This is a genomic window from Enterobacter cloacae complex sp. 397G4, assembly GCF_050031515.1.
Classification (GTDB): domain Bacteria; phylum Pseudomonadota; class Gammaproteobacteria; order Enterobacterales; family Enterobacteriaceae; genus Enterobacter; species Enterobacter hormaechei_C.
This window is the reverse complement of the sequence record NZ_JBLGWE010000001.1, coordinates 1386537-1403329: the sequence shown is the minus strand read 5'-3', so window position 1 is coordinate 1403329 and position 16793 is coordinate 1386537. Positions and strand designations below refer to the sequence as shown.

Genomic DNA, 16793 nt, shown 5'->3' with positions numbered 1-16793 from the left:
TTAACAAACGCCATGAGCGACGACAATTCACACAGTAGCGACACGACAACCACTAAAAAGGGATTTTTCTCCCTCATTCTGAACCAGCTTTTCCACGGCGAACCGAAAAACCGTGATGAACTGCTGGAGCTGATTCGTGATTCCGGGCAGAACGACCTTATCGACGAAGATACGCGCGAAATGCTCGAAGGGGTGATGGACATCGCCGACCAGCGCGTCCGCGACATCATGATCCCCCGCTCGCAGATGATTACCCTGAAACGCAACCAGACGCTGGACGAGTGCCTCGATGTGATTATCGAATCGGCTCACTCACGTTTCCCGGTCATCAGCGAAGACAAAGATCACATTGAAGGGATTTTGATGGCGAAAGATCTGCTGCCGTTTATGCGCAGCGATGCCGAAGCCTTCAGTATGGAAAAGGTGTTACGCCCGGCCGTGGTTGTGCCGGAAAGTAAACGTGTGGATCGGATGCTGAAGGAGTTTCGCTCCCAGCGCTATCACATGGCGATTGTTATTGATGAATTTGGTGGCGTTTCCGGTCTGGTCACAATCGAAGACATCCTTGAGCTGATCGTGGGCGAAATCGAAGATGAGTATGACGAAGAAGAGGATATCGACTTCCGTCAGCTGAGCCGCCACACCTGGACCGTGCGCGCGCTGGCCTCCATTGAAGACTTCAACGATACCTTTGGCACCAGCTTCAGCGATGAAGAAGTGGACACCATTGGTGGTCTGGTGATGCAGGCCTTCGGCCATCTTCCGGCCCGCGGTGAAACCGTTGACATCGATGGTTACCAGTTCAAGGTCGCAATGGCTGACAGCCGACGTATTATTCAGGTTCACGTCAGAATGCCGGACGACTCACCGGTGCCAAAACTGGAAGATTAATGTAAATGGCATTTGCCCCACTCTTTGAACGCCAGCGCGTCCGTTTGCTGCTGGCGCTGTTACTCGGAGCCAGCGGTACGCTGGCTTTTTCTCCTTACGATATCTGGCCAGCCGCTATTCTCTCCCTGATGGGGCTACAGGGTCTTACCCTGAACCGTCGTCCGGTACAGGCCGCGGCCATTGGCTACTTCTGGGGGCTGGGGCTGTTCGGCTCTGGTATCAACTGGGTCTACGTCAGTATCGCGCAATTTGGCGGAATGCCGGGGCCGGTTAACGTCTTCCTGGTTGTGCTGCTCGCTGCCTATCTCTCGCTCTACACCGGCCTGTTCGCGGGCATCCTGTCTCGCCTGTGGCCAAAAACGACCTGGCTGCGCGTGGCGATAGCGGCACCCGTTGTCTGGCAAATCACCGAATTTCTGCGCGGCTGGGTACTGACCGGCTTCCCGTGGTTGCAGTTCGGTTATAGCCAGGTAGACGGCCCGCTGAAAGGCCTGGCCCCGGTCATGGGCGTGGAAGCCATCAATTTCCTGTTGATGATCGTCAGCGGCCTGCTGGTGCTGGCACTGGTGACACGTAACTGGAAGCCGCTGGTTGCCGCGTTGATCCTGTTTGCCCTGCCCTTCCCGCTGCGTTATATCCAGTGGTTTACGCTGGAGCCCGCGCGCGCCACGCAGGTTTCACTGGTACAGGGCGATATCCCGCAGTCCCTGAAATGGGATGAGAATCAGCTGCTGAACACGCTGAAAATCTACGCCAACGCCACTGAAAAGGTGATGGGCAAATCGCAGCTCATCATCTGGCCTGAGTCTGCGATCCCGGACCTGGAGATCAATCAGCAGCCCTTCCTGAAGATGATGGATGATCTGCTGCGCGCGCGCGGCAGTACGCTGATCACCGGAATTGTGGATGCGCGTCTCAATCAGCAGAACCGCTATGACACGTACAACACGATCATTACGCTCGGTAAGGACAGCGAATACAGCTATACCTCCACCAATCGCTACAACAAAAACCACCTTGTACCGTTTGGCGAATTTGTTCCGCTGGAGTCTATTCTGCGCCCACTGGCACCGTTCTTTGATTTGCCGATGTCCTCATTCAGCCGGGGCCCTTACGTTCAGCCGCAGCTGCATGCGCACGGTTTTGCCCTGACGGCCGCCATTTGCTACGAGATTATCCTCGGCGAGCAGGTGCGCGATAATTTCCGCCCGGACACCGACTATCTGCTGACCATCTCAAACGATGCGTGGTTCGGTAAATCGATTGGCCCGTGGCAGCACTTCCAGATGGCGCGAATGCGTTCTCTGGAGCTGGCACGTCCGTTGCTGCGCAGCACCAATAACGGCATTACCGCCGTGATTGGTCCGCAAGGTGAAATCCAGGCCATGATCCCGCAATTTACCCGTGAGGTGCTGACTACTAACGTCACGCCAACTACCGGGCTTACGCCTTACGCGCGCACCGGGAACTGGCCGCTGTGGATTTTGACCTTGCTGTTCGGCTTTGGCGCAGTACTGATGAGCCTGCGTCAGCGTCGTAAATAACCTTACCTTCTGTTGTCGGGTGGCTGCTACGCCCTACCCGACCTACTCTCCAGCGCCGCCACCCGACAATTTCCTCCCAAACTTCAATTCTGGCACGCCTGTTGCTTTGTTTATTCACATCAACGCTGTCTGGCTTAACGTGCAACTTTGTCGCACCAGCGTAGATCATCGGTAGCACCGAAACGGTGCAACGAGGGATTATTGCCTCTGAATGGTGCGGCGCGCTTCGCAAAAATAAACAATAACGCAGCAAAATCTTTACATTAAGCCAGACTAAATGTTAACAAGCTTGCATAACACTGCACTCGCATTGCGCGAGATATAACAACATCACAATGGGTATCTATGCGTCACTGGCGCTGATAAGAAAGGAGTTGGGTATGCAATTACGTAAACTGGCCACAGCAATGCTGGTTATGGGAATGTCTGCGGGGGTTGTCCACGCTGAAGACGCTCCGGCAGCAGGAAGCACTCTCGACAAGATTGCCAAAAACGGCGTGATCGTGGTCGGCCACCGTGAATCTTCTGTCCCGTTCTCTTACTACGACAACACGCAAAAAGTCGTGGGCTATTCACAGGATTACTCCAACGCCATCGTTGAAGCCGTGAAGAAAAAGCTGAACAAACCTGACCTGCAAGTGAAGCTGATCCCCATCACTTCACAAAACCGTATTCCTCTGCTGCAAAACGGCACATTTGATTTTGAATGTGGCTCAACCACCAACAACCTTGAGCGTCAGAAACAGGCCGCTTTCTCGGACACCATCTTCGTTGTGGGCACCCGCCTGCTGACGAAGAAAGGCGGCGACATCAAAGATTTTGCTGACCTGAAGGGCAAAGCGGTTGTCGTGACCTCCGGTACCACGTCCGAAGTGCTGCTGCACAAGCTGAACGACGAGAAGAAAATGGACATGCGCATCATCAGCGCGAAAGACCATGGCGACTCCTTCCGTACCCTGGAAAGCGGCCGTGCTGTCGCGTTTATGATGGATGACGCCCTGCTGGCGGGCGAACGCGCGAAAGCGAAGAAACCAGACAACTGGGAAATCGTCGGTACCGCCCAGTCGAAAGAAGCCTACGGCTGTATGCTGCGTAAAGGTGACGAGGACTTCAAGAAACTGATCGATGACACCATCGCTCAGGCGCAAACCTCCGGCGAAGCGGCAAAATGGTTCGACAAATGGTTCAAGAACCCAATTCCACCAAAAAACCTGAACATGAACTTTGAACTGTCTGACGACATGAAAGCGCTGTTCAAATCACCAAACGACAAAGCTCTTAACTAATTAGAACGACAGGGGCGGGATCTCCTGCCCTCTCGATTGTCGGGAAGCATGGACAGACTATACGTTGAGTGGTCGTTCCCCACTCAGCGCAAAAATTGAGCTTCTCACCAATCTTCGAGGGTAGCGCTGCTACCCTTTTTTTTCTGGAGTTTACTATGTCAATTGACTGGAACTGGGGCATCTTTCTGCAACAAGCCCCGTTCGGCAACACCACCTATCTCGGCTGGCTGTGGAGCGGCTTTCAGGTTACCGTTGCGTTATCGATAACGGCGTGGATTATCGCGTTTCTTGTCGGTTCGCTGTTCGGTATTCTGCGTACCGTCCCTAACCGTTTTCTCTCTTCGATTGGCACGCTCTATGTGGAACTGTTCCGTAACGTTCCGCTGATCGTGCAGTTCTTTACCTGGTATCTGGTGATCCCGGAACTGCTGCCGGAAGATCTCGGCATGTGGTTTAAGGCCGAGCTGGATCCTAACGTACAATTTTTTGTCTCCTCTATGCTGTGTCTGGGGCTGTTCACCGCTGCGCGCGTCTGCGAGCAGGTACGTGCCGCCATACAGTCACTGCCGCGCGGGCAAAAGAATGCGGCACTGGCAATGGGCCTGACTCTGCCCCAGGCCTACCGTTACGTACTGCTGCCTAACGCTTACCGCGTCATCGTTCCGCCGATGACGTCCGAGATGATGAACCTGGTAAAAAACTCGGCTATCGCCTCAACCATCGGTCTGGTGGATATGGCGGCACAGGCGGGCAAACTGCTGGATTACTCCGCTCACGCCTGGGAATCCTTCACGGCGATTACGCTCGCCTATGTTCTGATTAACGCTTTCATCATGCTGGTGATGAACCTGGTTGAACGCAAAGTACGCCTGCCGGGCAATCTGGGGGGCAAATAAATGTACGATTTTGACTGGAGTTCCATTGTTCCCTCCATGCCCTATCTGCTGGATGGACTGGCAATCACCTTAAAGATCACCGTTATCGCCATTATCGTCGGTATCGTCTGGGGCACCCTGCTGGCAGTGATGCGCCTGTCGAGCTTTAAGCCGCTCGCCTGGTTTGCCACGGCTTACGTTAACGTATTCCGCTCCATTCCACTGGTCATGGTGCTGCTGTGGTTTTATCTGATTGTTCCCGGCTTTTTACAGAACGTACTGGGACTGTCGCCAAAGACCGATATCCGCCTGATCTCTGCCATGGTGGCGTTTTCCATGTTTGAAGCCGCCTACTACTCAGAGATCATCCGCGCAGGTATTCAGAGTATCTCTCGCGGGCAGTCCAGCGCTGCGCTGGCGCTCGGTATGACGCACTGGCAGTCCATGAAGCTCATTATTCTGCCGCAGGCGTTTCGCGCCATGGTTCCGCTGCTGCTGACGCAGGGCATCGTCCTGTTCCAGGATACCTCCCTGGTCTACGTGCTGAGTCTGGCAGACTTCTTCCGTACCGCCTCCACCATTGGCGAACGTGACGGAACGCAGGTTGAGATGATCCTCTTCGCGGGCGGGGTCTATTTTGTGATTAGTTTAAGCGCATCGCTGTTGGTCAGCTGGCTGAAGAAAAGGACGGTATAATGATTTCCCTGAAAAATGTTTCTAAATGGTATGGGCACTTTCAGGTGCTGACCGACTGCTCAACAGAAGTAAAAAAAGGCGATGTGGTAGTGGTATGCGGCCCGTCCGGTTCCGGTAAGTCCACGCTTATCAAAACCGTTAATGGGCTGGAACCTGTCCAGCAGGGCGAGATTGTCGTTAACGGCACCAAAGTAAATGACCGCAAAACCAACCTTGCCCAGCTTCGCTCCCACGTAGGGATGGTGTTCCAGCATTTTGAGCTGTTCCCTCACCTGTCCATCATTGAGAACCTGACGCTGGCGCAGGTCAAAGTGCTGAAGCGCGACAAAAAAGCGGCGCGCGAAAAGGGGCTGAAGCTGCTGGAACGCGTCGGGCTGTCTGCGCATGCGAATAAGTTCCCGGCCCAGCTTTCGGGCGGCCAACAGCAGCGTGTGGCAATCGCGCGTGCGCTGTGCATGGATCCGGTGGCAATGCTGTTTGATGAGCCGACGTCCGCGCTCGACCCTGAGATGATCAACGAAGTGCTGGACGTCATGGTGGAGCTGGCGCACGAAGGGATGACCATGATGGTGGTGACGCACGAAATGGGCTTCGCCCGTAAAGTGGCCAACCGCGTGATCTTCATGGATGAAGGGAAAATTGTTGAAGACTCACCAAAAGAAGAGTTCTTCGCAAATCCTAAATCTGAACGTGCAAAAGACTTCCTCGCCAAAATCCTGCATTAATCTTTTTAGTGCGCAATCTGCGGATTGCGCACTGCTTCACGCTTTAGATCTCTTTTTCTATTCGGCGTCACATCGCAGCGTTAACCTTGTCACAAATAATGCTGAGAATGGAGAACGCTATGGCACAGCCAATTATTCTCGACTGCGATCCGGGTCATGATGACGCGATCGCACTCGTCCTTGCTCTTGCTTCCCCTGAACTGGACGTAAAAGCTGTCACCTCCTCCGCCGGGAACCAGACGCCGGATAAAACCTTGCGAAACGTGTTGCGCATGTTGACGCTGCTGAAACGCACCGATATTCCGGTCGCAGGTGGCGCCGTTAAGCCACTGATGCGCGAGCTGATCATTGCGGATAATGTTCACGGTGAAAGTGGGCTGGATGGCCCGGCGCTACCGGAGCCGAATTTCACACCGCAAAACTGCACTGCCGTCGAGCTCATGGCGAAGGTGCTGCGTGAGAGCGCAGAGCCCGTGACGCTGGTGGCGACCGGCCCGCAGACCAACGTAGCGCTGCTGCTGAACAGCCATCCTGAACTGCACAGCAACATCGCCCGTATCGTCATCATGGGCGGGGCAATGGGGCTGGGGAACTGGACGCCAGCAGCAGAGTTCAACATCTTCGTTGACCCGGAAGCCGCGGAAATCGTCTTCCAGTCGGGCCTGCCGATTGTGATGGCGGGGCTGGACGTGACGCATCGGGCACAGATTATGACAGGCGATATTGAACGCTTCCGCGCCGTGGGCAACCCGGTTGCAACGACCGTGGCCGAGCTGCTCGACTTCTTTATGGAGTATCACAAAGCCGAGAAGTGGGGCTTCCACGGCGCCCCGCTGCATGACCCATGCACCATCGCCTGGCTGCTGAAGCCGGAAATGTTTACCACGGTCGAGCGTTGGGTTGGTGTGGAAACACAGGGGAAATATACCCAGGGAATGACGGTGGTGGACTATTACTCATTGACGGGAAACAAGCCGAATACCACGGTAATGGTGGATATCGATCGGGAAGCGTTTGTGGATTTGCTGGCGGAGCGGCTGGCTTATTATTCTGCGGCCTGATGCCCTCACCCCGCCCCTCTCCCACAGGGAGAGGGTGCAAACAATTTTGCTTTTACCTACGGCTCAAATGGTCGACGCTGGAACTGGTCGTGCCCGCACTTCGGACACAGCGACAGCACCTCCGGCGTATAAACGGCGATATGGTGGTGGCACTTCTCACACACCAGGTTCCCCAACCCCACTACTTCGCCGCTGTGATAGACACCGTGGTGGTTTAAATCCTGAAACACCTCACGCCATTCCAGCTGAGTTTTATCGGTAATATCCGCCAGCTCCTGCCACAGGCTCTCTTTGATGACCCGCATAAAAACGCTGTCGGCGATCTCGTCCTGGCTCTCTTCATAGCTTCGCGCGAACTCCTCCAGGTCACGGCGCACGGCGCGCGTCACCTCTTCCACTTCGGTTCGCGTTAACTCACCCGTTTGCGTCACGCGTGCGCGTGCCTGTTCGACCAGCGCGTCGATATCACGCTCGCCGTTACGCAGCCGTTCCGTCAGAGTCGCTACCAGTTCACGGTAAAATTGAGCAACCTTGTTCATCATTTTGCCTCCCGGGTAAGTAACTGCCTCTAATAATAGACCTTATTTCGCCGCCGCTTTGTCAGGTGAAGCACAGACCCGGTAAATTCCTGCAAAGTGCATTTGCGTGAAAGGCTGTTTTGACGCGGGCGTTTGGGCTATGCTATGCGGATCTGAATTACCACATCCATTGGCTACATTTGTAGCTGTATTGAACACAGGACCACTGGCTGCCATGCAAGAGCAATACCGCCCGGAAGAGATAGAATCAAAAGTCCAGCAACACTGGGACGAGAAGCGCACCTTTGAAGTAACCGAAGACGAGAGCAAAGAGAAGTATTACTGCCTGTCGATGCTTCCCTATCCTTCTGGTCGACTACACATGGGCCACGTGCGTAACTACACCATCGGTGACGTGATTGCGCGCTACCAGCGTATGCTGGGCAAAAACGTTCTTCAGCCTATCGGCTGGGATGCGTTCGGCCTGCCTGCTGAAGGCGCGGCGGTGAAAAACAACACGGCACCGGCTCCGTGGACGTACGACAACATTGCGTACATGAAAAACCAGCTGAAAATGCTGGGCTTTGGCTATGACTGGAGTCGCGAGCTGGCAACCTGTACCCCGGAATACTACCGCTGGGAGCAGAAATTCTTCACCGAGCTGTATAAAAAAGGCCTGGTGTACAAGAAGACCTCTGCCGTTAACTGGTGTCCGAATGACCAGACCGTTCTCGCGAACGAGCAGGTTATCGACGGCTGCTGCTGGCGCTGCGACACCAAAGTAGAGCGTAAAGAGATCCCGCAGTGGTTTATCAAAATCACCGCCTACGCTGACGAACTGCTGAACGATCTGGATAATCTGGACCACTGGCCAGATACCGTTAAGACCATGCAGCGCAACTGGATCGGCCGTTCCGAAGGTGTGGAAATTACCTTCAACGTTGAGAACTACGACCAGACCCTGACCGTCTATACCACCCGTCCGGACACCTTCATGGGCGCGACCTACCTGGCCGTGGCCGCAGGTCACCCGCTGGCGCAGAAAGCGGCAGAAAACAATCCGGAACTGGCGACCTTCATCGACGAATGCCGCAATACTAAAGTGGCCGAAGCCGACATGGCGACGATGGAGAAAAAAGGCGTTGATACCGGCTTTAAAGCCATTCACCCGCTGACGGGCGAAGCGATCCCTGTCTGGGCAGCCAACTTCGTACTGATGGAATACGGCACAGGCGCAGTGATGGCCGTGCCGGGTCACGACCAGCGCGACTACGAATTTGCCACCAAATACGGCCTGACCATCAAGCCTGTTATTCTTGCTGCTGACGGCTCTGAGCCCGATCTCTCTGAGCAAGCGCTGACTGAAAAAGGCACCCTGTTTAACTCCGGTGAGTTCAGCGGCCTTAGCTTCGAAGAAGGCTTCAACGCCATCGCCGACAAGCTGGCCTCCCTGGGCGTGGGCGAGCGTAAAGTGAACTACCGTCTGCGCGACTGGGGCGTTTCCCGTCAGCGTTACTGGGGTGCGCCAATCCCAATGGTGACTCTGGAAGATGGCACCGTGATGCCAACGCCGGAAGATCAGCTGCCGGTGATCCTGCCGGAAGACGTGGTCATGGACGGCATCACCAGCCCGATCAAAGCCGATCCTGAGTGGGCGAAAACCACCGTCAACGGTCAGCCAGCGCTGCGTGAAACCGACACCTTCGACACCTTTATGGAATCCTCCTGGTACTATGCGCGCTACACCTGCCCGCAGTACAAAGAAGGCATGCTGGATTCCGATGCAGCAAACTACTGGCTGCCGGTAGACATCTACATCGGTGGCATTGAACACGCCATTATGCACCTGCTCTACTTCCGCTTCTTCCACAAACTGATGCGTGACGCAGGCCTCGTCAACTCCGACGAGCCGGCAAAACAGCTGTTGTGTCAGGGTATGGTGCTGGCAGATGCGTTCTACTACGTTGGCGCGAACGGCGAGCGTAACTGGGTTTCTCCGGTTGATGCGATTGTGGAGCGCGACGAGAAAGGCCGTATCGTGAAGGCGAAAGACGCCGAAGGTCATGAACTGGTGTATACCGGCATGAGCAAGATGTCCAAGTCGAAAAATAACGGTATCGACCCGCAGGTAATGGTTGAGCGTTACGGCGCTGACACCGTGCGTCTGTTCATGATGTTCGCCTCCCCGGCAGATATGACGCTGGAATGGCAGGAATCCGGCGTTGAAGGGGCAAACCGCTTCCTGAAACGCGTCTGGAAACTGGTGTACGAGCACACCTCTCAGGGAGATGCGCCAGCGCTGAACGTGGCTGCACTGAGCGAAGATCAGCAGGCGCTGCGTCGTGATGTTCATAAAACCATTGCGAAAGTCACCGATGATATTGGTCGTCGTCAGACCTTCAATACCGCAATTGCGGCTATTATGGAACTGATGAACAAGCTGGCGAAAGCCCCGCAGGACGGCGAGCAGGATCGCGCCTTAATGCGTGAAGCGCTGCTGGCGGTCGTTCGCATGCTTAACCCGTTCACGCCGCACGTTAGCTTCACCCTGTGGCAGGAGCTGAAAGGCGAAGGCGATATCGACAACGCGCCGTGGCCAGTGGCGGATGAATCCGCTATGGTGGAAAACACCACGCTGGTGGTGGTGCAGGTTAACGGTAAAGTGCGCGGTAAAATTACCGTCGCGGTCGACGCAACCGAAGAACAGGTTCGCGAGCGCGCTGGCCAGGAGCATCTGGTCGCGAAATACCTTGAGGGCGTTACCGTACGTAAAGTGATCTACGTACCTGGTAAACTGCTGAATCTGGTCGTTGGCTAAGCGCGGGAGGAAACGTGCGACAACTGGCAACAATACTCTTATCTCTGGCGGTGCTGGTCACCGCTGGCTGCGGCTGGCACCTGCGCAACACCACGGCAGTGCCTGCTCAGATGAAAACAATGATCTTCGACTCATCCGATCCGAACGGACCGCTGAGCCGGGCCATTCGTAACCAGCTGCGTTTGAACGATGTTGAGCTGATCGAGAAGGGAACCCTGCGTCAGGATGTTCCTTCGCTTCGCGTCCTGAAATCAACGCTGTCACAAGATACGGCCTCGATCTTCCAGGATGGGCGGACGGCGGAATATCAGATGGTGCTTACCGTTGATGCGGCCGTCTTGATGCCAGGTAAAGATATTTATCCTATCAATACCAAAGTCTACCGCTCGTTCTTCGATAACCCGCAGACGGCGCTGGCAAAAGACGCCGAACAGCAGATTATCACCAAAGAGATGTACGATAAGGCCGCGGAACAGCTGATCCGCAGACTGCCTGCCATTGCCACGTCGACGAAAAAAGGCGCTGACGTCATCGAAACACCGGATGCCAGCACGCCGGATATGCCAACGTCTCTGGGTAACTGATGATCAGGTTGTATCCTGAACAACTCCGCGCGCAGCTCAACGAAGGGCTGCGCGCGGCCTATCTGCTACTCGGCAATGACCCCCTGTTACTTCAGGAAAGCCTTGATGCGGTTCGCCATGCGGCAGCCGCGCAGGGTTTCGATGAACATCATACGTTCCAGATCGATAACAGTACCGACTGGAACGCTATCTTCTCGCTTTGTCAGGCCATGAGCCTGTTTGCCTCTCGTCAGACAATCCAGATCCTGCTGCCGGAGAATGGTCCTAACGCTGCCATCAATGAACAGCTGGCTATGCTGGTGAGTTTGTTACACAGCGATCTGCTGCTTATCGTACGCGGCAACAAACTCACAAAAGCGCAGGAAAACGCGGCCTGGTTTACCCGGCTAGCCCCCAGTGCGGTGCTGGTCACCTGCCAGACGCCAGAGCAGGCGCATCTGCCAAAATGGGTTGCCGCGCGAGCAAAGCAGCACAATTTGCAGCTGGATGAGGCCGCCAGTCAGCTCCTGTGCTACTGCTACGAAGGCAACCTTCTGGCACTGGCGCAGGCGCTGGACAGGCTCGCCCTGCTGTGGCCCGATGGTAAGCTGACGCTGCCGCGCGTGGAACAGGCGGTGAATGATGCCGCGCACTTTACCCCCTTCCACTGGGTTGATGCGCTGCTGTCGGCGAAAAGTAAGCGTGCTCTGCACATCCTGCAACAGCTGCGCCTGGAAGGGAGTGAGCCGGTCATCCTGCTCCGTACGCTCCAGCGCGAATTACTGCTGCTGAACAACCTTAAACGCCAGTCAGCACACACGCCCCTGCGCGCCTTATTCGACAAACATCGCGTCTGGCAAAACCGTCGGGCGATGACCACGGAGGCGATAAACCGCCTGAGCCAGGAGCAGTTGCGTCAGGCAGTACAACTTCTGATGCGCGCCGAACTGACGTTAAAACAGGATTACGGCCAGTCTGTCTGGGCGGAGCTGGAGAGCCTCTCTTTGCTGCTCTGCCATAAGGCGCTGGCAGACGTATTTATCGATGGGTGATATGCATTCTTTACAGGCAATGTATGGCGGGACCTTCGACCCGGTACACTATGGGCATCTTAAGCCGGTTGAAATCCTCGCGAATTTGATTGGGTTGCAGCGGGTAATCATCATGCCCAACAATGTTCCGCCGCACCGTCCTCAGCCAGAAGCAACCAGCGAGCAGCGTAAAGCGATGCTCGCGCTGGCTATCGCCGATAAGCCTCTCTTCACGCTGGATGAGCGTGAACTGCGCAGGGATACCCCTTCCTGGACATCGCAAACGCTGCGGGAGTGGCGCGCTGAGCAAGGGCCCATGAAACCGCTGGCGTTTATCATCGGCCAGGATTCCTTGCTCAACTTTCCCAGCTGGTACCAGTACGAAACCATTCTGGAAAACAGTCATCTGCTGGTCTGCCGCCGTCCGGGCTACCCGCTGACCATGCGCGACGCACAGCATCAGCAGTGGCTTGACGCGCATCTGACGGACAATATAGAAGACCTGCACAGTCTCCCCGCCGGGAAAATTTACCTCGCCGAAACGCCGTGGTTTGATATTTCCGCGACCCTCATCCGCGAACGTCTCCAGCAGGGTTTAGACTGTGACGATCTCCTCCCCTCGTCCGTGCTGGCCTATATCCATGCGCACGGTCTGTATCAGAAAAGTACAGATGCCTGAGTATCGCCGGCGAAATTGTTCGTTAATGATTATCCTGCCTTGACAGGCTAAGCCATACTGATATCCTCCGCTGCCAGACTTTCCCGCCGATCGCTGCTTTACAGAAATTGTTTTACAAAAATGGCGATGCAATCTCAGGCGGAGGGTGGGATGATACCCGCCTTCAAAAGCCGGGCGGTGACATTTGTCCCGCGACTGGCGTCAGTTCAGGTATACTGACTGGCCACGAATTCATAGTTGTACAATCTCATTCACCCAGGGGGAAAACTTGCAGGGTAAAGCACTCCAGGATTTTGTTATCGACAAAATTGATGACCTGAAAGGTCAGGACATCATCGCTATCGACGTTAAGGGTAAATCCAGCATCACCGACTGCATGATCATCTGCACCGGGACCTCAACTCGTCACGTTGTTTCGATTGCTGACCATGTTGTTCAGGAATCGCGCGCGGCAGGGCTGCTTCCGCTGGGCGTTGAAGGTGAAGCGACCGCTGACTGGGTGGTTGTCGATCTCGGCGATGTGATTGTCCACGTCATGCAGGAAGAGAGCCGTCGCCTGTATGAGCTGGAAAAACTCTGGGGTTAATGCGTGAAGTTGCAGCTGGTCGCCGTCGGCACCAAAATGCCGGACTGGGTACAAACCGGTTTTACTGAGTATCTGCGTCGTTTTCCAAAAGATATGCCGTTCGAACTGGTGGAGATCCCAGCAGGAAAGCGCGGCAAGAACGCAGATATCAAACGTATTCTCGATAAAGAGGGAGAACTGATGCTGGCTGCCGCAGGCAAAAACCGCATCGTGACCCTCGATATTCCGGGCAAACCCTGGGATACGCCGCAGCTGGCGCACGAACTGGAGCGCTGGAAGCAGGATGGTCGGGACGTCAGTCTGTTGATTGGCGGACCAGAGGGGTTATCTCCCGCCTGCAAAGCGGCAGCAGAACAAAGTTGGTCACTCTCGGCGCTGACGCTGCCCCACCCGCTTGTACGGGTTCTCGTGGCAGAAAGTTTGTATCGCGCATGGAGCATCACTACCAACCACCCTTATCACCGCGAGTAATGACTGACCAGGGTAATTTAAGCAGCGGATGAAACTACAGAATTCTTTTCGCGACTATACGGCTGAGTCCGCGCTGTTTGTGCGCCGGGCGCTGGTCGCCTTTACGGGGATTTTGCTGCTTACCGGCGTGCTGATCGCCAACCTCTATAATCTGCAAATTGTCCGCTATACCGATTACCAGACCCGCTCAAACGAAAACCGTATCAAGCTGGTGCCCATCGCGCCCAGCCGCGGCATTATCTACGATCGTAACGGCACGCCGCTGGCGCTTAATCGCACCATCTACCAGATAGAGATGATGCCCGAGAAAGTGGATAACGTGCAGGATACCCTGAACGCGCTGAGAAGCGTTGTCGACCTGACTGATGACGATATCGCTGCGTTCAAAAAAGAGCGCGCACGTTCTCACCGCTTCACCTCCATTCCGGTAAAAACCAACCTGACGGAAGTGCAGGTCGCCCGTTTTGCCGTTAACCAGTACCGTTTCCCCGGTGTGGAAGTCAAAGGCTATAAACGCCGCTACTATCCTTACGGCTCCGCGCTGACGCACGTCATTGGTTACGTCTCCAAAATCAACGATAAAGACGTCGAACGCCTTGATAAAGACGGCAAGCTGGCTAACTACGCCGCAACCCATGATATTGGCAAGCTGGGGATCGAACGTTATTACGAAGACGTGCTGCACGGTCAGACCGGGTATGAAGAGGTTGAAGTTAACAACCGTGGCCGCGTGATCCGTCAGCTGAAAGAGGTTCCCCCGCAGGCGGGGCATGACGTCTATCTGACGCTCGACCTGAAGCTACAGCAGTATATCGAGACGCTGCTGGCGGGTAGCCGTGCTGCGGTTATTGTGACCGACCCGCGTACCGGCGGCATTCTGGCGATGGTTTCGATGCCAAGCTACGATCCGAACCTGTTCGTGGATGGTATCTCCAGCAAGGATTACTCCGGCCTGCTCAACGATCCAAACACGCCGCTGGTGAATCGCGCGACGCAGGGGGTTTATCCTCCAGCTTCAACGGTTAAACCGTATGTCGCCGTGTCTGCGCTAAGCGCGGGCGTCATCACCCGCAATACCAGTCTGTTTGACCCCGGCTGGTGGCAGTTGCCTGGCTCTGAGAAACGCTACCGCGACTGGAAAAAATGGGGCCACGGCCATCTGAACGTGACCAAATCACTGGAGGAGTCGGCGGATACCTTCTTCTATCAGGTCGCCTACGACATGGGTATTGACCGTCTGTCTGAATGGATGAGCAAATTCGGCTACGGGCATTACACCGGTATAGATTTGGCTGAAGAGCGTTCCGGCAACATGCCAACCCGCGAATGGAAGCTGAAGCGCTTTAAAAAACCCTGGTATCAGGGTGACACCATTCCGGTAGGGATCGGCCAGGGCTACTGGACGGCAACGCCGCTGCAAATGAACAAGGCGATGATGATCCTCATTAACGATGGCGTTGTGAAAGTGCCGCACCTGCTGCAAAGCACCGTTGAAGACGGCAAAAAAGTGCCGTGGATACAGCCGCACGAGCCGCCGGTGGGTGACATTCATTCCGGGTACTGGGAAATCGCGAAAGACGGCATGTACGGTGTAGCCAACCGCCCTAACGGGACGGCGCACAAATATTTCGCTGGCGCACCGTATAAGGTAGCCGCGAAATCAGGTACGGCTCAGGTCTTCGGTCTGAAAGCGAATGAAACTTATAACGCACATAAAATTGCCGAACGTCTGCGTGACCACAAGCTCATGACGGCGTTTGCCCCTTATGATAACCCGCAGGTTGCGGTGGCGATGATTCTTGAGAACGGCGGCGCAGGCCCGGCGGTGGGTACCATCATGCGTCAAATCCTCGACCACATCATGCTGGGTGACAACAACACCGAACTGCCAGCTGAAAACCCGGCAGCCGCTGCGGCGGAGGACCAATAATCATGACGGATAATCCGAATAAAAAATCGCTGTGGGACAAGATCCACATCGACCCTGCCATGCTGCTGATCCTGCTGGCTCTGCTGGTCTATAGCGCCCTCGTTATCTGGAGCGCCAGCGGCCAGGATATCGGCATGATGGAGCGTAAAATCGGCCAGATCGCCATGGGTCTGGTCATTATGGTGGTGATGGCGCAAATACCGCCGCGCGTGTACGAGGGCTGGGCGCCCTATCTCTATATTTTCTGTATCATTTTGTTGGTGGCAGTAGATGCTTTCGGTGCCATCTCGAAGGGCGCACAGCGCTGGCTGGATCTGGGGATTGTTCGCTTCCAGCCGTCGGAAATCGCCAAAATCGCCGTCCCGCTGATGGTGGCGCGCTTTATTAACCGCGACGTCTGCCCGCCGTCGTTGAAAAATACCGCCATTGCGCTGGTGCTGATTTTCCTGCCGACGCTGCTCGTGGCCGCACAGCCGGACCTCGGGACTTCAATTCTTATCGCCCTATCCGGCCTGTTCGTCCTGTTCCTGTCCGGCCTGAGCTGGCGTCTGATCGGTATCGCCGTGGTGCTGGTTGCCGCCTTTATCCCCATCCTCTGGTTCTTCCTGATGCATGATTACCAGCGTCAGCGCGTTATGATGCTGCTCGATCCCGAGACCGATCCGCTGGGCGCAGGCTATCATATTATTCAGTCGAAGATTGCGATTGGCTCCGGAGGCCTGCGTGGTAAAGGCTGGCTGCACGGTACGCAGTCGCAGCTCGAATTTTTACCGGAACGCCACACCGACTTTATCTTTGCCGTTCTGGCTGAGGAGTTAGGGCTGGTTGGCATCCTGGTGCTGCTTGCACTCTACGTGCTGCTGATCATGCGAGGTTTGTGGATTGCCGCGCGCGCGCAAACCACCTTTGGTCGCGTGATGGCAGGCGGATTAATGTTGATTTTGTTCGTTTATGTCTTCGTAAATATTGGTATGGTGAGTGGTATTCTGCCGGTTGTTGGCGTACCGCTGCCGCTGGTGAGTTACGGGGGCTCGGCACTGATCGTGTTGATGGCCGGGTTTGGTATCGTCATGTCGATCCATACCCACAGGAAAATGTTGTCCAAAAGCGTATAAAAAT

Annotated in this window: 16 protein-coding genes; 15 read left to right on the top strand and 1 reads right to left on the bottom strand. The window is 55.3% G+C overall.

Annotation, left to right across the window (positions count from 1 at the left end):
• Positions 1-12: 12 nt before the first annotated feature.
• The 7 genes from corC to rihA all read left to right on the top strand — a co-directional run bounded on the left by corC (position 13) and on the right by rihA (position 7078).
• Positions 13-891, top strand: a complete 879-nt coding sequence (gene corC / locus ACQG1Y_RS06655; RefSeq protein ID WP_003858679.1) for a CNNM family magnesium/cobalt transport protein CorC — start codon at positions 13-15, stop codon at positions 889-891.
• Positions 892-896: 5 nt separating this feature from the next.
• On the top strand, positions 897-2435 hold the full coding sequence (lnt, locus tag ACQG1Y_RS06650) for an apolipoprotein N-acyltransferase (RefSeq protein ID WP_032670351.1): 1539 nt from the start codon (positions 897-899) through the stop codon (positions 2433-2435).
• Positions 2436-2815: 380 nt separating this feature from the next.
• Positions 2816-3721 (top strand): amino acid ABC transporter substrate-binding protein, encoded by a 906-nt coding sequence (locus ACQG1Y_RS06645; protein ID WP_003858681.1) that lies wholly within the window; start codon positions 2816-2818, stop codon positions 3719-3721.
• Positions 3722-3876: 155 nt separating this feature from the next.
• A complete protein-coding gene (gene gltJ / locus ACQG1Y_RS06640) occupies positions 3877-4617 on the top strand; it encodes a glutamate/aspartate ABC transporter permease GltJ (protein ID WP_015571133.1) in 741 nt (246 codons plus the stop codon).
• Positions 4618-5292 carry a glutamate/aspartate ABC transporter permease GltK gene (gene gltK / locus ACQG1Y_RS06635; protein ID WP_003858686.1) on the top strand — a complete coding sequence of 225 codons (675 nt, stop codon included), beginning with the start codon at positions 4618-4620 and terminating at the stop codon, positions 5290-5292.
• The gene (locus tag ACQG1Y_RS06630; protein WP_017382465.1) at positions 5292-6017 is read left to right on the top strand and encodes an amino acid ABC transporter ATP-binding protein; all 726 of its coding nucleotides are present in this window, start codon (positions 5292-5294) and stop codon (positions 6015-6017) included. The genes gltK and ACQG1Y_RS06630 overlap by 1 nt, the downstream gene beginning before the upstream one ends.
• A 119-nt stretch (positions 6018-6136) precedes the next feature.
• Entirely contained in the window at positions 6137-7078 is a 942-nt protein-coding gene (gene rihA, locus ACQG1Y_RS06625; RefSeq protein ID WP_058700494.1) for a pyrimidine-specific ribonucleoside hydrolase RihA, read from the top strand.
• Between the two features lie 56 nt (positions 7079-7134).
• Here rihA and ACQG1Y_RS06620 read toward each other — a convergent pair whose 3' ends face one another.
• A complete protein-coding gene (locus ACQG1Y_RS06620) occupies positions 7135-7617 on the bottom strand; it encodes a zinc ribbon-containing protein (RefSeq protein WP_003858689.1) in 483 nt (160 codons plus the stop codon).
• A gap of 214 nt (positions 7618-7831) precedes the next feature.
• On the opposite strand from ACQG1Y_RS06620, the gene leuS reads away from it, so the two are divergent.
• The 8 genes from leuS to mrdB all read left to right on the top strand — a co-directional run bounded on the left by leuS (position 7832) and on the right by mrdB (position 16789).
• Positions 7832-10414 (top strand): leucine--tRNA ligase, encoded by a 2583-nt coding sequence (leuS, locus tag ACQG1Y_RS06615; RefSeq protein WP_015571136.1) that lies wholly within the window; start codon positions 7832-7834, stop codon positions 10412-10414.
• A gap of 14 nt (positions 10415-10428) precedes the next feature.
• On the top strand, positions 10429-10998 hold the full coding sequence (gene lptE, locus ACQG1Y_RS06610) for an LPS assembly lipoprotein LptE (RefSeq protein WP_332999193.1): 570 nt from the start codon (positions 10429-10431) through the stop codon (positions 10996-10998).
• Positions 10998-12029: a DNA polymerase III subunit delta gene (gene holA, locus ACQG1Y_RS06605; protein WP_032652963.1), complete on the top strand. Its 1032-nt coding sequence runs from the start codon at positions 10998-11000 to the stop codon at positions 12027-12029. The genes lptE and holA overlap by 1 nt, the downstream gene beginning before the upstream one ends.
• Positions 12022-12687 (top strand): nicotinate-nucleotide adenylyltransferase, encoded by a 666-nt coding sequence (nadD, locus tag ACQG1Y_RS06600; RefSeq protein ID WP_032103125.1) that lies wholly within the window; start codon positions 12022-12024, stop codon positions 12685-12687. Before holA ends, nadD begins: the two co-directional genes overlap by 8 nt.
• A gap of 268 nt (positions 12688-12955) precedes the next feature.
• Positions 12956-13273: a ribosome silencing factor gene (gene rsfS / locus ACQG1Y_RS06595; protein WP_003858696.1), complete on the top strand. Its 318-nt coding sequence runs from the start codon at positions 12956-12958 to the stop codon at positions 13271-13273.
• Between the two features lie 3 nt (positions 13274-13276).
• Entirely contained in the window at positions 13277-13744 is a 468-nt protein-coding gene (gene rlmH / locus ACQG1Y_RS06590; protein ID WP_003858701.1) for a 23S rRNA (pseudouridine(1915)-N(3))-methyltransferase RlmH, read from the top strand.
• A 28-nt stretch (positions 13745-13772) separates the two neighbouring features.
• Positions 13773-15674 carry a peptidoglycan DD-transpeptidase MrdA gene (gene mrdA / locus ACQG1Y_RS06585; RefSeq protein WP_015571138.1) on the top strand — a complete coding sequence of 634 codons (1902 nt, stop codon included), beginning with the start codon at positions 13773-13775 and terminating at the stop codon, positions 15672-15674.
• Positions 15675-15676: 2 nt separating this feature from the next.
• Positions 15677-16789 carry a peptidoglycan glycosyltransferase MrdB gene (gene mrdB / locus ACQG1Y_RS06580; protein ID WP_015571139.1) on the top strand — a complete coding sequence of 371 codons (1113 nt, stop codon included), beginning with the start codon at positions 15677-15679 and terminating at the stop codon, positions 16787-16789.
• Positions 16790-16793 lie beyond the last annotated feature (4 nt).

Coding starts and splice junctions, on each gene's coding strand:
- corC (WP_003858679.1), top strand. CDS start 13: ATGAGCGACGACAATTCACACAGTAGCGACACGACAACCACTAAAAAG.
- lnt (WP_032670351.1), top strand. CDS start 897: ATGGCATTTGCCCCACTCTTTGAACGCCAGCGCGTCCGTTTGCTGCTG.
- ACQG1Y_RS06645 (WP_003858681.1), top strand. CDS start 2,816: ATGCAATTACGTAAACTGGCCACAGCAATGCTGGTTATGGGAATGTCT.
- gltJ (WP_015571133.1), top strand. CDS start 3,877: ATGTCAATTGACTGGAACTGGGGCATCTTTCTGCAACAAGCCCCGTTC.
- gltK (WP_003858686.1), top strand. CDS start 4,618: ATGTACGATTTTGACTGGAGTTCCATTGTTCCCTCCATGCCCTATCTG.
- ACQG1Y_RS06630 (WP_017382465.1), top strand. CDS start 5,292: ATGATTTCCCTGAAAAATGTTTCTAAATGGTATGGGCACTTTCAGGTG.
- rihA (WP_058700494.1), top strand. CDS start 6,137: ATGGCACAGCCAATTATTCTCGACTGCGATCCGGGTCATGATGACGCG.
- ACQG1Y_RS06620 (WP_003858689.1), bottom strand. CDS start 7,617: ATGAACAAGGTTGCTCAATTTTACCGTGAACTGGTAGCGACTCTGACG.
- leuS (WP_015571136.1), top strand. CDS start 7,832: ATGCAAGAGCAATACCGCCCGGAAGAGATAGAATCAAAAGTCCAGCAA.
- holA (WP_032652963.1), top strand. CDS start 10,998: ATGATCAGGTTGTATCCTGAACAACTCCGCGCGCAGCTCAACGAAGGG.
- nadD (WP_032103125.1), top strand. CDS start 12,022: ATGGGTGATATGCATTCTTTACAGGCAATGTATGGCGGGACCTTCGAC.
- mrdA (WP_015571138.1), top strand. CDS start 13,773: ATGAAACTACAGAATTCTTTTCGCGACTATACGGCTGAGTCCGCGCTG.
- mrdB (WP_015571139.1), top strand. CDS start 15,677: ATGACGGATAATCCGAATAAAAAATCGCTGTGGGACAAGATCCACATC.